This is a genomic window from Pseudomonas mandelii, assembly GCF_002251635.1.
Lineage (GTDB): Bacteria > Pseudomonadota > Gammaproteobacteria > Pseudomonadales > Pseudomonadaceae > Aquipseudomonas > Aquipseudomonas mandelii_B.
The window spans coordinates 1-14,116 of the sequence record NZ_NMOJ01000232.1; the positions used below are offsets into that span (position 1 = coordinate 1).

Annotated in this window: 14 protein-coding genes; 1 reads left to right on the forward strand and 13 read right to left on the reverse strand. The window is 60.0% G+C overall.

Annotated elements, in window-relative coordinates:
- Positions 1-54: 54 nt before the first annotated feature.
- The 5 genes from B7L09_RS27345 to ccoG all read right to left on the reverse strand — a co-directional run bounded on the left by B7L09_RS27345 (position 55) and on the right by ccoG (position 5,561).
- On the reverse strand, positions 55-738 hold the full coding sequence (locus B7L09_RS27345) for a sulfite exporter TauE/SafE family protein (RefSeq protein WP_094471491.1): 684 nt from the start codon (positions 736-738) through the stop codon (positions 55-57).
- Positions 731-949 carry a cbb3-type cytochrome oxidase assembly protein CcoS gene (gene ccoS / locus B7L09_RS27350; protein WP_094471492.1) on the reverse strand — a complete coding sequence of 73 codons (219 nt, stop codon included), beginning with the start codon at positions 947-949 and terminating at the stop codon, positions 731-733. Before ccoS ends, B7L09_RS27345 begins: the two co-directional genes overlap by 8 nt.
- Before the next feature lie 22 nt (positions 950-971).
- Positions 972-3,422 (reverse strand): heavy metal translocating P-type ATPase, encoded by a 2,451-nt coding sequence (locus B7L09_RS27355; protein ID WP_094471493.1) that lies wholly within the window; start codon positions 3,420-3,422, stop codon positions 972-974.
- Positions 3,423-3,594: 172 nt separating this feature from the next.
- Positions 3,595-4,134, reverse strand: coding sequence for a FixH family protein (locus B7L09_RS27360; RefSeq protein ID WP_094471494.1), 540 nt, complete (start codon positions 4,132-4,134; stop codon positions 3,595-3,597).
- An 11-nt stretch (positions 4,135-4,145) separates the two neighbouring features.
- On the reverse strand, positions 4,146-5,561 hold the full coding sequence (gene ccoG, locus B7L09_RS27365) for a cytochrome c oxidase accessory protein CcoG (RefSeq protein ID WP_094471495.1): 1,416 nt from the start codon (positions 5,559-5,561) through the stop codon (positions 4,146-4,148).
- 529 nt (positions 5,562-6,090) lie between these two features.
- On the opposite strand from ccoG, the gene B7L09_RS27370 reads away from it, so the two are divergent.
- On the forward strand, positions 6,091-7,092 hold the full coding sequence (locus tag B7L09_RS27370) for a metallophosphoesterase family protein (RefSeq protein ID WP_094471496.1): 1,002 nt from the start codon (positions 6,091-6,093) through the stop codon (positions 7,090-7,092).
- Positions 7,093-7,146: 54 nt separating this feature from the next.
- On the opposite strand, the gene ccoP (B7L09_RS27375) is transcribed toward B7L09_RS27370, so the two are convergent.
- The 8 genes from ccoP (B7L09_RS27375) to ccoN (B7L09_RS27410) all read right to left on the reverse strand — a co-directional run bounded on the left by ccoP (B7L09_RS27375) (position 7,147) and on the right by ccoN (B7L09_RS27410) (position 14,067).
- Positions 7,147-8,130, reverse strand: coding sequence for a cytochrome-c oxidase, cbb3-type subunit III (gene ccoP, locus B7L09_RS27375; protein ID WP_094471497.1), 984 nt, complete (start codon positions 8,128-8,130; stop codon positions 7,147-7,149).
- The gene (locus B7L09_RS27380) at positions 8,127-8,312 is read right to left on the reverse strand and encodes a CcoQ/FixQ family Cbb3-type cytochrome c oxidase assembly chaperone (RefSeq protein WP_003193169.1); all 186 of its coding nucleotides are present in this window, start codon (positions 8,310-8,312) and stop codon (positions 8,127-8,129) included. The genes ccoP (B7L09_RS27375) and B7L09_RS27380 overlap by 4 nt, the downstream gene beginning before the upstream one ends.
- Before the next feature lie 5 nt (positions 8,313-8,317).
- Positions 8,318-8,926, reverse strand: a complete 609-nt coding sequence (ccoO, locus tag B7L09_RS27385) for a cytochrome-c oxidase, cbb3-type subunit II (RefSeq protein ID WP_022643327.1) — start codon at positions 8,924-8,926, stop codon at positions 8,318-8,320.
- Entirely contained in the window at positions 8,926-10,368 is a 1,443-nt protein-coding gene (gene ccoN / locus B7L09_RS27390) for a cytochrome-c oxidase, cbb3-type subunit I (RefSeq protein ID WP_094471498.1), read from the reverse strand. The genes ccoO (B7L09_RS27385) and ccoN (B7L09_RS27390) overlap by 1 nt, the downstream gene beginning before the upstream one ends.
- 483 nt (positions 10,369-10,851) lie before the next feature.
- Complete coding sequence (gene ccoP / locus B7L09_RS27395) at positions 10,852-11,805, reverse strand: cytochrome-c oxidase, cbb3-type subunit III (RefSeq protein ID WP_094471499.1); 954 nt, start codon at positions 11,803-11,805, stop codon at positions 10,852-10,854.
- Positions 11,802-12,002, reverse strand: a complete 201-nt coding sequence (locus B7L09_RS27400; protein ID WP_303396110.1) for a cbb3-type cytochrome oxidase subunit 3 — start codon at positions 12,000-12,002, stop codon at positions 11,802-11,804. Before B7L09_RS27400 ends, ccoP (B7L09_RS27395) begins: the two co-directional genes overlap by 4 nt.
- A gap of 21 nt (positions 12,003-12,023) precedes the next feature.
- Positions 12,024-12,632, reverse strand: a complete 609-nt coding sequence (ccoO, locus tag B7L09_RS27405) for a cytochrome-c oxidase, cbb3-type subunit II (RefSeq protein ID WP_053257421.1) — start codon at positions 12,630-12,632, stop codon at positions 12,024-12,026.
- A gap of 10 nt (positions 12,633-12,642) precedes the next feature.
- On the reverse strand, positions 12,643-14,067 hold the full coding sequence (ccoN, locus tag B7L09_RS27410; protein ID WP_094471501.1) for a cytochrome-c oxidase, cbb3-type subunit I: 1,425 nt from the start codon (positions 14,065-14,067) through the stop codon (positions 12,643-12,645).
- Positions 14,068-14,116: the final 49 nt, after the last annotated feature.

The window sequence follows — 14,116 nt, forward strand, 5'->3', positions numbered from 1 at the left end:
CTCCCACAGGGAAACTGTGGGAGCGGGCTTGCCCGCGATGANGNCGNCACCGATCTAATGCCCCATGAGCCAATGTTGATGCGGCCCCGGCAACGTCCAGATACCGAACACAATCACCAGCAAGCCACCCGTCATCCGCACATACCGTTTGCGCAACAACGCCGTGACCCGCTCCGCCGCCAGCCCGGTGGCCAGCAGCACCGGCCAGGTGCCCAACCCGAACGCGAGCATCAGCAACGCACTGTCCAGCGCATTGCCTTGGCTCGCCGCCCACAGCAACGTGCTGTAAACCAACCCGCATGGCAACCAGCCCCACAGCGCGCCCAGCAGCAATGCGCGGGGCAGGCTCGACACCGGCAGCAGTTTGTTGGCAACCGGCTGGATATAGCGCCACAGGCCCCGCCCGAGGCTTTCGATACGGGTGAGGCCGCTCCACCAGCCGGCCAGGTATAACCCCATGCTGATCAGCAGCAACCCGGCAAGCACGCGCATGAACATCGCCGCCGGGCTGTTGGCCACCGCCCAGCCGGCCAGGCCAATCAATAACCCGGCGGTGGCATAGCTGAGCACTCTGCCGAGGTTGTACGCCAGCAGCAGGCGAAAGCGGCGGCTGCGTTGCTCTTTTGGAATGGCCAGGGTCAACGCGCCCATCAGCCCGCCGCACATGCCCAGGCAATGGCCGCCGCCGAGCAGTCCGAGAATCACCGCAGACACCAGCAGTGGCGCCAACTCAAGCATGCGGAGGCGCCTTGTCGTCCGGTTTGGCCGGATGGCCGCTGGCTTCGTCGACCGCGGCTTTGTGGTTCGGGTCCTGGTCGTCGAACAGCACGCTGTGAGCCGGGCCGTCGAGGTCGTCGTACTGGCCGCTGTCCACCGCCCAGAAGAAGATATAGATAGCGATGGCCACGATCAGCAGCGCGGCCGGGATCATCACGTAGAGAGCTGGCATCTGGACTCCATGCCCGCGCGGCTCAAGCCGGCAGCGGGCGGGTTACTAAGGCGGCGCTTTTAGCCTGCGCGCTCGGCAGGCGAGTCAGGCGCAAGGCGTTGAGCACCACGGTCAACGAGCTGAGGGACATGCCGATCGCCGCCCAGATCGGGGTGATCCAGCCGAGGGCGGCAAACGGCAGCATAAGGCCATTGTACAGCCCGGCCCACAACAGGTTTTCGATGATTACCCGGCGTGTGCGCCGCGCGAGGGTAAACGCCTGCACCAGCGCGTCGAGGCGGTTGGACAGCAGCACAGCATCGGCGCTGGTTTTAGCCAGGTCCGTGGCCGAGCCCATTGCCACACTGATATCGGCGGCGGCNAGCACCGGCACGTCATTGACGCCGTCACCGAGCATCAACACCTTGCGGCCTTCCTTGTGCAGCTGTTGCAGGACCTGCAATTTGTCGTCGGGACGCAGGCCGCCATGGGCTTCGTCGATGCCCAACTCCAGCGCGACGCTGGCGACCATCGGCGAACTGTCGCCGGACAACAGCAAGGTGCGCCAGCCACGGGCCTTGCAGGCTTTCAATAGCGCCGGGGCATCGGCACGCAAACGATCATCGAGGACAAACCACGCCAGCGGCCCCTGGTCGTCGCCGAGCAGCAGCCATTGCCCCGCTTCATCGGGCATGACCGGTGTGGCCGCGCCACTGAGTTCGCAGACAAAACCCGGCTGGCCGATGCGCAGGCGTTGCGTGCCGACCAGGCCTTCGAGGCCAAGCCCCGGCGTACTGAGGACTTCTTCGGCCGCCAGCGGCGCNCGGCCGAAAGCCCGGGCAATCGGGTGCTCGGAGCGGTTTTCCAGGGCGGCGGCGAGGCTCAGGCATTCATCACTGTTCAGTGCGCTCAAGGGGCGGATCGCGCGTAACGCCAAGCGGCCTTCGGTCAGCGTACCGGTCTTGTCGAAAATCACAGTGTCGATTTGATTCAAGCCTTCCAGCACATGGCCACGGGTCAACAGCAACCCGAGTTTGTGCAGAGTGCCGGTGGCGGCGGTGAGGGCGGTCGGTGTGGCCAGTGACAGCGCGCACGGGCAGGTCGCCACCAGCATCGCCAGCACNATCCAGAAGGCTCGCGACGCATCCAGTTCCCACCACAACAGGCCGATTGCCGCTGCCGCGATCAATGACAGCAACAGGAACCATTGTGCGGCGCGGTCGGCGATTTCCGCCAGTCGTGGCTTTTCGGCCTGGGCACGATCCAGCAGGCGGACAATGGCCGACAATCGCGTGTCCTGGCCCAACGCCAGGACTTCCACGGTCAACGCGCCTTCGACGTTCAGGGTGCCGGCGGTGACCGCGTCGCCCTGGGTGCGCGGTTGCGGCAGGTATTCGCCAGTCAGCAGCGATTCGTCGATGCTCGACTGGCCGTTGAGGATCTTGCCGTCGGCCGGCAGGATGGCTCCCGGATGCACCAGCACCTGATCGCCGACGCGCAGTTCGCTGAGCAGGATCCGTTCGCTTTGGCCGTCGGTACTCAGACGCAGACACGAGGCGGGTAACAGGTTGACGAGCTGTGCGGTGGCGGCGGCCGTACGTTCCCGCGCCCGGCGCTCAAGATAGCGGCCGGCCAGCAGGAACAGCGCGAACATGCCCACCGCGTCGAAGTACAACTCGCCNACGCCGGTGATCGAGGTCCAGATTCCGGCGATATAGGCACTGCCGATGGCCAGCGACACCGACACGTCCATGGTCAGATGGCGGGTGCGCAAATCGCGCATCGCCCCNTTGAANAACGGCGCACAGCTGTAGAACACGATGGGTGTAGTAAGAAACATCGCCACCCAGCGCAGGATCACGTGCAGCTCCGGGCTCAGGTCGATATTGAATTCCGGCCAGGTGGCCATGGTCGCCATCATCGCCTGGAACCACAGCAACCCCGCCACGCCCAGTTGGCGCAAAGCCAGGCGGTTTTCGCCGGCCAGTTGTTCGCTGGCGCGATCAGCCTGGTAAGGATGGGCGGCATAGCCGATATGGCGCAGCTCAGCGAGCAGTTGGCTCAACGGCAATTGCCCGTCGGCCCAGCGCACCTGCAGGCGATGGTTGGACAGGTTCAACCGTGCCTCGGCCACCGCGGGCAGGCTGCGCAGGTGTTTCTCGATCAGCCAGCCGCAGGCAGCGCAGCTGATGCCTTCCATCAGCAGCGTGGTTTCGGCGAGCTCGCCGTCGTGGCGCACAAAAGGCTTTTGCACATCGGCGCGGTCGTACAGCGCCAACTCGTCCACCAGCTGCACTGGCAGCGCCTCGGGGTTGGCCGAGGCTTCACTGCGGTGCTGGTAATAGCTTTCCAGGCCGCCGGCCACGATTGCCTCCGCCACGGCTTGGCAACCCGGGCAGCAGAACTCGCGGATTTCACCGAGGACCGCAGCGGTGAAGCGGCTACCGGGAGGGACGGGCAGGGCGCAGTGGTAGCAGGGAATTGGGCTGGTCATGATTTGGATCTATGTCGTCTGGAAGGGCCTCATCGCGAGCAAGCTCGCTCCTACAGGGATTGTGTGAACGCCACAATCCACTGTGNGAGCAAGCTCGCTCCTACAGGGATTGTGTGAACGCCACAATCCACTGTGGGAGCGAGCTTGCTCGCGATGCGCGAAGCGCAGGCTTTTACTTTTTCAGGTCTTCCGCGCCTTGCAGCGGCTCATCACCCAGCAGCAGATCCTTGTCATGGCTGACCAGCTCTTCCTCGAACATGCGCCAGATGTGGTCGTCCTGAGTGCCCAGCAATTCGACAAAGCGACGGCCTTCAATCTTGTCGCTCAATTGACCGATGTAGCGGCCAGGCTCGCTGTCGCTGCGGGTCAGGTTGATCTTGCGGTCCTTCTCCGGCTGGGTCGGGGAAATCAGGTTCAGCTCNAGGGTTTCAGGTTGGCTGTTGCCGCTCAGGCGCAGGTCGACTTCGCCGGTCACGTCATCCAGGTGAACGCTGGCCCGCAGTTGCAGGGTCTGGGCCAGCAGTTCGCGGTCCAGGGAGCGGTTGATACCCTTGCCGGCTTCGTAGTAGTTGTCGTTAACCAGGTTGTCCGGGTTCTTCACCGCAATGGTCACCATGGACAAGGTCAAGGTCACCGAGCAGGTCAGGATCCCNATGATGATCCATGGCCAAAGATGCTTGTACCAAGGGCTTGCGGCGTTTGCTGCGGGCATGATCACTTCTCTCAACGAATTTGTGGGCCGATGAATCGGCTCTTGGCTTCAACGTGGACGCTGTCATCATCGGCATCCCTGAGGATGAATTTCACCTCATTGGTACTCGACGGCAGTTTTTCCGGTGCGATCGACAGTTCGACCGGCTGGCTGAAAATCTCCCCGGCGGCGACTTTGATCTCGCGCTTGCCTTGCAGCTTGAGGTCCGGCAGACCGGAGGCTTCCAGTACGTAGGTATGGTCGCGCTGGTCCTTGTTCATGATTTTCAGGCTGTAGACGTTTTCGATGCGCCCTTCAGCGTTTTCCCGGTACAGCACGCGGTCCTTGCTGACGTCGAATCCCACCAGCGAACGCATGAAGAACGCGCCGGCCAACAGGCTGATCATTGCCAGCAACACCAGGGCATAGCCAATCAGACGCGGGCGCAGTTTATGGGTTTTCTGCCCGGACAGGTTGTGCTCGGTGGTGTAGCTGATCAGGCCGCGCGGGTAGTCCATCTTGTCCATGATGCTGTCGCAGGCATCGATACACGCCGCGCAGCCGATGCACTCAATTTGCAGACCGTCGCGNATGTCGATNCCGGTGGGGCAGACCTGNACGCACATGGTGCAATCGATGCAATCCCCCAGGCCCTCGGCCTTGTAGTCGACACCTTTTTTACGCGGGCCACGGCTTTCACCGCGGCGCGGATCGTAGGAAACGATCAGCGTGTCCTTGTCGAACATCACGCTCTGGAAGCGCGCATACGGGCACATGTAAATGCACACTTGCTCACGCAGCCAGCCGGCATTGCCATAGGTGGCAAGGGTGAAGAAACCGACCCAGAAATACGACCAGCCATCGGCCTGGCCGGTGAAGAAATCAAACACCAGTTCGCGGATCGGCGAGAAGTAGCCGACGAAGGTCATGCCGGTGACAAAACCGATCAACAGCCACAGCGTGTGTTTGCTGAATTTGCGCAGGAATTTGTTGGCGCCCATCGGCGCTTTATCCAGTTTGATACGCTGGTTACGGTCGCCTTCGGTGACCTTTTCGCACCACATGAAGATCCACGTCCACACGCTCTGCGGGCAGGTATAGCCACACCACACGCGACCGGCGTACACGGTGATGAAGAACAGGCCAAAGGCGGCAACGATAAGAATGCCCGACAGCAGGATGAAATCCTGGGGCCAGAAGGTCGCGCCAAAAATGAAGAATTTACGCTCCGGCAGGTTCCACCAAACGGCCTGGTGGCCACCCCAATTCAGCCACACGGTGCCGAAGTAGAGCAGGAACAAACCGGCACCACCGAGCATGCGCAAATTGCGGAACAGGCCGGTGAAAGCGCGGGTGTAGATTTTTTCTCGNGACGCATAGAGGTCGACCGTGTTGCTCGCGTTTTTGGCAGGCGGGGTAACGTCGTTTACCGGTATCTGGTTGCTCATCATTGCATCCCACGGCGGTGGAGATTTGCCTCGGCCAGTACGTGCCAACCGGGGTCAAAAATAGGTCTTGCAGTGGCGTAATGATACGCCTCNCGNTCTNGCTCAAGGGTGCGACCTTTGGTCGCGTTGGGGGAACTCAATTGATGGTGTAGTGACTTGAATCAATTGACTGGTAGATTATGGACGTTTTTTCGTGATGCAGAATCAGAGGCGGGGCGATTCCTGCCGTTGCGTGGCCGACGAGGTGAGGGCGAGCTGCGGACCTCATCCGTCCGGGAGGTCTGCCGCTGGAATACACGCCATGGCAACTGTAACCTCATAGTTTGACGCATTGCAGTATTAAGCCAGCAAAACTCATAACTAGCCAAGTTTAAGTTAGTGGGGTGATTGTTCGTTGATGTGTGGCGGAAATATATTTATTTAATTGAGGTTGGTTGGTTATTTGAAGTTTGGGTTTGTTTCCAATAAGTTAATTGAGCGCGGCTTGCTGGTTGCGCACTTTATCTAATACTAATGGAAACGGAATTCTATGATTTCTAAGAAAGTTAAGCGGTTTGTATTGGGCTTGTGTCTGCTGTCTATGGCACCTTTGGCCTATTCAATAGAAGGTGCTCCACGTCACATGATCTTCGCTTCGGATACGCAGTACCCGTGGACGGACAAGCTCGACCGCAGAGAGCCCGAGTCCGAGGCGGATTTCAATAAACGCTCGAAATGGTTGGTGGAGACCCAGTTTGCGAGTATCGCCGACTTCCGTAAGAACCATGCGCAATCCCATGTACCACTGATGATCAATGGTGACATCACCGCTTTCGGTCACGGCTGGCAGCGCTCTTACATGAATTCGATGTTGAAGAAATACTTCAATGGCGATTTCTTGTATGGCCTGGGTAATCACGATTATGAGAATAACGTGGATGATTGTTTCAGCAATAACTGTGCGGCCGGCAGTATTGTGGAGTTCAAAGAGCATCATGAAAACAAGGTTGATAATTTTGATTTGAAAATTACCGGAAGTTTCCTGAGTCGGCTATATTCCGGCAGTCTCGCCTATTCCAAAAACATAGGCGACGTCCATATGGTGCAACTCAATAATGAGCCGACCTATGCGACCAGGATTTCTCATGCGTTAAACCCGACGACGTTCGACATCACCAGTACCCTGGATTGGCTTGAAAACGATTTGAGAGTCGCTCGGACTCAGGGTTACGCCATCATTATCAACATGCACAAGCCACACGAAATGATGGGTGACAGTGAGCAAACACGGCGCTTTTATCAGATGATCAGGAAGTATGAGGTCACTGCCATCTTCGCCGGCCATCTCCATGATCAAGGCGGTGATGCCTATGAAGTGAATGGTGTGCCGATGTACCTGAGCGGTGCCACTTCTCAGCAAACCTACCTGGTTGCCAGTTTCTCAGAGGATCGCAAGCAGTTGCACATCAACCTGGTGAAGGACAACCAATGGCAGAGCCGAAAGCTGCTGGATACGGTGCCGGTAAAATCGATCTGGGCCAGCCGCCCATGAAAAGGCCCCGCCAGATCACTGGCGGGGCCTTCTTTGTTGCGTCAGGCGTGTGCCTTACTGAGCGTCTTCTGTCGGCGCTTTCTCACCGTGAGAGAGGCTGTAGACGTAAGCGGCCAGCAGGTGAACCTTGTCGTTGCCTTGCANCAGTTCCTGCGCAGGCATCTGGCCCTGGCGGCCATAACGGATGGTCTGCTGCAGTTGCGCAAAGCTCGAACCGTAGATGAATGCACCCGGGTGGGTCAGGTNCGGCGCGCCCATGGCTGGTGTGCCTTTGCCTTCCGGACCGTGGCACACGGCGCAGTTGGCGGCGAACAGCTTCTGGCCGGCAACCGGATCGGCCTTGGTGCCTTCCGGCAGCTTGCGGCCATCGAGATTGGTCAGCACGTAGCCGGCAACGTCGGCAACGCCTTGTTCGCCGATCACGTCAGCCCATGCCGGCATGACCGCGTGGCGGCCACCCATGATGGTGGTCTTGATGGTTTCTGCCTCACCACCCCAGCGCCAGTCGGCGTCGGTCAGGTTAGGGAAACCGTAGGCACCCTTGGCGTCGGAACCGTGGCATACCGAGCAGTTGGAGGCGAACAGGCGGCCACCCATCTTCAAGGCTTGCGGGTCTTTGGCGACGTCTTCGATCGGCATTGAGGCGAACTTGGCGAAGATCGGCCCGAACTTGGCGTCCGACTTGGCCATTTCCTTTTCCCATTCGTGCACGCCGGTCCAGCCGGTCTGGCCATTGGCGAATGGGGTTTGCTTGTCGTTGTCGAGGTAGTTGTANCCCGGCAGCAAGCCTTTCCAGTTGCCCAGGCCCGGGTACAGCACCAGATAGCCAAGGGCAAAGATGATGGTGCCGACGAACAGCATGAACCACCATTTCGGCAACGGGTTGTCATACTCCTCGATACCGTCGAAGGAGTGGCCAACCGTTTCTTCCGTCTGCTCGGCGCGCTGGCCCTTGCGGGTGGACAGCAGCAGCCAGGTCAGGGCGAANATGGTACCCAGACTGAGGACTGTGACGTACAGACTCCAGAACGTAGTCATTCTTTGTTACTCCTAGACGCTTGCTCGACGTGCTTGATGGCTTCGGGATCATCTGCAAAGGGCAGCATGGTCGCGTCGTCAAACTCCGACTTGCGCCGTGGGCTGAACACCCACAACGCCAGGCCGATAAAGGCCACCATCACGACAACGGTGCCCAGGCCTCGAATCATCCCGATATCCATGAAGATCACCGTTTGCTTTTGATGATGGTGCCAAGGCCTTGCAGGTAGGCCACCAGTGCGTCCATTTCGGTTTTGCCCTTCACAGCATCCTTGGCACCGGCGATGTCTTCGTCGGTGTAAGGGACGCCGAGCGTGCGCAAGACTTCCATTTTCTTNGCGGTGTCCTTGCCGTCGAGCTTGTTTTCCACGAGGAACGGATACGCTGGCATTTTCGACTCAGGCACCACGTTGCGCGGGTTGTACAAGTGCGCACGCTGCCAGTCATCGGAGTAACGACCGCCGACGCGGGCCAGGTCCGGGCCGGTACGTTTGGAACCCCACAGGAACGGGTGGTCCCAGACGCTTTCACCGGCAACCGAGTAGTGGCCGTAGCGTTCGGTTTCGGCGCGGAACGGGCGGATCATCTGCGAGTGGCAGCCGACACAACCGTTGGCGATGTAAATGTCGCGGCCTTCCAGTTCAAGGGCGGTGCGAGGCTTCATGCCTTCTACGGGTTTGTTGGTCACGTCCTGGAAAAACAGCGGAACGATCTGGGTCAGGCCGCCGATGCTCACGGCGATGACCATGAAGAAGGCCAGCAGGCCGATGTTCTTCTCGACTACTTCATGCTTCATCAGTGAGCTCCCACAACGGCGATCTTGGTGGCGGCTTCGGCTTCTACCGGGTCGGAAGCACGCACGGTGCGCCAGACGTTGTAGGCCATGAACAGCATGCCGCTGGCAAAGAACGCACCGCCGATGGCGCGGACGATGTAGCCCGGGTGGCTGGCTTGCAGCGCTTCGACGAAGGAGTAAGTGAGGGTGCCGTCATCGTTGATCGCACGCCACATCAGACCCTGGGTGATGCCGTTGACCCACATCGAGGCGATGTACAGAACGGTACCGATGGTCGCGAGCCAGAAGTGCGTGTTGATCAGGCCGATGCTGTGCATCTGCGCGCGACCGAACAGTTTCGGGATCATGTGGTAGATGGCGCCGATCGAGATCATCGCTACCCAGCCCAAGGCACCGGCGTGTACGTGGCCGATGGTCCAGTCGGTGTAGTGCGACAGCGAGTTCACTGTCTTGATGGCCATCATCGGGCCTTCAAAGGTCGACATGCCGTAGAAGGCCAGNGACACCACCAGGAAGCGCAGGATCGGGTCGGTGCGCAGCTTATGCCAGGCGCCCGACAGGGTCATCATGCCGTTGATCATGCCGCCCCAGCTCGGGGCCAGCAGGATGATCGACATCGCCATGCCCAGCGATTGCGCCCAGTCCGGCAGCGCGGTGTAGTGCAGGTGGTGAGGACCGGCCCAGATGTACAGGGTGATCAGCGCCCAGAAGTGCACGATAGAGAGGCGATAGGAGTAGATCGGACGTTCGGCTTGCTTCGGAACGAAGTAGTACATCATCCCCAGGAAGCCGGTGGTCAGGAAGAANCCTACCGCGTTGTGGCCATACCACCACTGGATCATCGCGTCCGTCGCACCGGCATACGCCGAGTAGGACTTGAACAGGCTGACCGGCAGGGACGCGTGGTTGACGATGTGCAGCATCGCCGTCACGAGGATGAAGGCACCGTAGAACCAGTTACCGACATAGATGTGCTTGGTCTTGCGCTTGACGATGGTGCCGAAGAACACCACGGCGTAGGTCACCCAGACGATGGCCAGCAAAATGGCGATCGGCCATTCCAGCTCGGCGTATTCCTTGGTGGTGGTGTAGCCCAGCGGCAGGGTCACGACCGCACCGACGATGACGGCTTGCCAACCCCAGAAGGTGAAGGCCGCGAGGCCGTCGGAGATCAGTCGCGTCTGGCAGGTTCGCTGCACGACATAGTAGGAAGTGGCAAATAACGCACAGCCACCGAAGGCAAAAATCACCAGGTTGGTGTGCAGCGGGCGCAGGCGGCCGAAGGTCGTCCATGGCAAACCGAAATTCAATTCCGGCCAAACCAGTTGCGAGGCGATAAACACCCCGAGCCCCATGCCAAGGATCCCCCAGACCACCGTCATGATGGCGAACTGGCGGACTACCTTATAGTTATAAGCAGTCGGACTGATTGCTGTGCTCATTCTAAGGTTCCACGGTTTAGGTTTTTTTATAGGNATAAAAATCGGCCGCAAGTATGGAGAAAGCAGGGGGTCATTGCAACGCGCCATGACCTGGGTCAATGCTTTCAAATGCTGATTCTGCGGCCTTTCCATGCGCAGCGTAAGGACAAAATTGGCCTCGGACAAAATGTCGCAGCGAACGAAAAGGGTGAGGGGGTCAGGTCGGATGTAACGGGGTGTGTTCAAACACAACGATCGGGTGACGGATGGCAATTGGCACGACAGCCGGTATCTACCAGCCTTTGCGGCCTGTCATCGAGCAGATTCGTCGAACACATCGGGCAAGGTCGACCTGGAACCGGCTCATGCCAGTCCGCATCGAAGCAAGCTTAGACCCGAATCTGGTGAACCGAAAGGAGGACCAACGGAGGGGTGCGACACTTGGTCGCAAAGAGGCAGGGAACTGCCGCATCCGGGAGAATGCGGCAATAGAGCGGTCGAGATTTATTCGCGTTTGCCTTCGGCTTGCAAACGGTCGGTGTTCAAGCCGTGGGACAGGCTGTACACATAGGCGGCGAGCAGGTGCACCTTGTCATTGCCTTGCAGTGCGTCCTGCGCCGGCATCTGGCCTTGGCGGCCATGGCGGATGGTCTGCTGCAACTGCGCCAGGCTGGTGCCGTAGATAAAGCCGGCAGGCTGNGTCAGGTTCGGCGCGCCCATGGCTTCAGTGCCTTTGCCGTTTGCACCATGACAGGCTACGCACGTGGTGCTGAATGCTTGCTGTCCGGCTTGCAGATCGGCGGTGTCGTCCGCTGGCAGAGGCAGGCCGGCCAGTTCATGACGTACATACGCGGCCACGTTCTTCACGCCGGCCTCACCGAGGATTTCACCCCAGGCCGGCATGGCCGCCATGCGACCGCCCATGATCGTGGTCTTGATCATCTCGGCATCACCGCCCCAGCGCCAGGTGCTGTCGGCCAGGTTCGGGAAGCCGAAAGCGCCCTTGGCATCCGAGCCGTGGCACACCGCGCAGTTGGAGGCGAACAGGCGACCGCCCATCTTCAGCGCTTGCGGGTCCTTGGCNACTTCTTCAACNGGCATGGCCGCGAATTTGGCGAAGATCGGCCCGAACTTCGCGTCAGCCTTGTTCATCTCCTTTTCCCATTCGTGAACGCCAGTCCAGCCGTCCTCNTAGCCCGGCAACACGCCTTTCCAGTTGCCCAGGCCCGGGTAGAGGATCAGGTAGCCGACGGCAAACACCAAAGTGCCGGCGAACAGCATGAACCACCACTGGGGCAGCGGGTTGTCGTATTCCTCAATGCCGTCGAAGGCGTGGCCCATGGTCTGGTCGACGCTGCCCTTGGTCTCGCCCTTGCGGGTGCCGATCAACAGCCAGGTCAGGCCGATCAGGCTGCCGAGGGTCAGTACGCAGATCCATGTACTCCAGAAGGTGGTCATGGCCGGGTACTCCTTGTTTCAGGTTCTTGGGTGGCATCGTCGGGCAGGGGGTCATCGGCGAACGGCAGCAAACGCGCTTCGGCGAATTCCGGGTTGCGCTTGCTGTTGAACACCCACAGCGTCAGGCCGACGAAGGCGACGAACACCACGACTGTGCCAAGGCCGCGGATCATTCCACTGCTCATCTCGCTCACTATTTCGAAGGGCATCGTCATGGCTCACCTCTTGCTCTTGATGGCAGTGCCGAGCACTTGCAGGTAAGAAACCAGTGCGTCCATCTCGGTCTTGCCCTTGAGGCTGGCGACTGCACCGCTGATGTCTTCATCGGTGTACGGCACGCCGAGGGTGCGCATTACGTGCAATTTGGTCTCGGTGTGGCTGCTGTCGACGGGGGCGGTGACCAGCCATGGATAGGCCGGCATTTTCGATTCCGGCACGACGTTGCGCGGATTGTACAAGTGCGCGCGGTGCCAGTCATCCGAGTAGCGCGTGCCGACGCGCGCCAGGTCCGGCCCGGTGCGCTTGGAGCCCCACAGGAACGGGTGGTCCCATACGCTTTCGCCGGCGACCGAGTAGTGGCCGTAGCGTTCGGTCTCGGCGCGGAACGGGCGGATCATCTGCGAGTGGCACTGCACACAGCCTTCTCGGATGTAAATGTCGCGGCCTTCCAGTTGCAGCGCGGTGTAGGGCTTCATGCCTTCCACCGGTTTGTTGGTGACGTCCTGGAAGAACAGCGGGACGATCTGGGTCAGGCCGCCGATGCTCACGGCGAGCACCATCAGCAGCATCAGCAGGCCGACGTTCTTTTCAATCGTTTCGTGTTTCATCACTGACTCCTCAGGCCATCTGCGCNGCAGCGGCGACTTCGGCNGGCTGCGNGGANCGCACGGTGCGCCATGTGTTGTAAGCCATCAGCAACATGCCGCTGAGGAAGATCGCCCCGCCCACCAGTCGCACGATGAAGCCAGGGTGGCTGGCCACCAGGGTTTCGACGAAGGAGTAGGTCAGCGTGCCGTCTTCGTTAATCGCACGCCACATCAGGCCCTGGGCGATGCCGTTGACCCACATCGAGGCGATGTAGAGCACGGTGCCGATAGTGGCCAGCCAGAAGTGCGCGTTGATCAGNCCGANGCTGTGCATCTGCGCGCGGCCGAAGANTTTCGGGATCATGTGGTACAGCGCGCCGATGGAGATCATCGCCACCCAACCGAGGGCGCCGGCGTGNACGTGGCCGATGGTCCAGTCGGTGTAGTGGGACAGGGCGTTGACGGTCTTGATGGCCATCATCGGCCCTTCGAAGGTCGACATGCCGTAGAACGCCAGGGACACGACCAGGAAGCGCAGGATCGGGTCGCTGCGCAATTTATGCCAGGCGCCCGAGAGCGTCATCATCCCGTTGATCATCCCGCCCCAGCTTGGTGCCAGCAGGATCAGCGACATCACCATGCCCAGCGACTGCGCCCAGTCCGGCAGCGCGGTGTAGTGCAAGTGGTGCGGACCGGCCCAGATGTACAGGGTGATCAGCGCCCAGAAGTGCACGATNGACAGGCGATAGGAGTACACCGGNCGCTCGGCCTGTTTCGGCACGAAGTAGTACATCATCCCGAGGAAACCGGCGGTGAGGAAAAAGCCTACGGCGTTGTGGCCGTACCACCACTGGACCATGGCATCGGTGGCACCGGCGTACACCGAGTAGGACTTGGTGAAACTCACCGGCAGCTCAACGTTGTTGACGATGTGCAGAATCGCCACAGTGATGATGAATGCACCGAAGAACCAGTTACCGACATAGATGTGCTTGGTCTTGCGCTTCATCACCGTGCCGAAAAACACGATGCCGTAGGCGACCCAGACAATGGCGATAAGAATAGCGATCGGCCATTCCAGCTCGGCGTATTCCTTGGAAGTGGTGTAGCCCAGCGGCAAGCTGATGGCCGCCAGCACAATCACCAATTGCCAACCCCAGAAGCAGAACGCGGCAATTTTCGGTGCGAACAGCTGTGTCTGGCAGGTACGTTGCACCGAGTAGAAGGAGCTGGCGAACAGTGCGCAGCCGCCGAAGGCGAAGATCACCGCGTTGGTGTGCAGCGGGCGCAACCGGCCGAAACTGGTCCAGGGCAAGTCGAAGTTGAGTGCAGGCCAAACCAATTGGGCGGCGAGAAAAACCCCGAGCCCCATGCCGACGATGCCCCACACCACCGTCATAATGGCGAATTGGCGGACCACCTTGTAGTTATAGGCGGTACTTAAAGTAGTGTTCATGGTTCCCCATCCACGGTTCAACCCAAGNNAACGCGAGCANNGCGGCCTT

Coding starts and splice junctions, on each gene's coding strand:
- B7L09_RS27345 (WP_094471491.1), bottom strand. CDS start 738: ATGCTTGAGTTGGCGCCACTGCTGGTGTCTGCGGTGATTCTCGGACTG.
- ccoS (WP_094471492.1), bottom strand. CDS start 949: ATGCCAGCTCTCTACGTGATGATCCCGGCCGCGCTGCTGATCGTGGCC.
- B7L09_RS27370 (WP_094471496.1), top strand. CDS start 6,091: ATGATTTCTAAGAAAGTTAAGCGGTTTGTATTGGGCTTGTGTCTGCTG.
- B7L09_RS27380 (WP_003193169.1), bottom strand. CDS start 8,312: ATGGATATCGGGATGATTCGAGGCCTGGGCACCGTTGTCGTGATGGTG.
- ccoO (WP_053257421.1), bottom strand. CDS start 12,632: ATGAAACACGAAACGATTGAAAAGAACGTCGGCCTGCTGATGCTGCTG.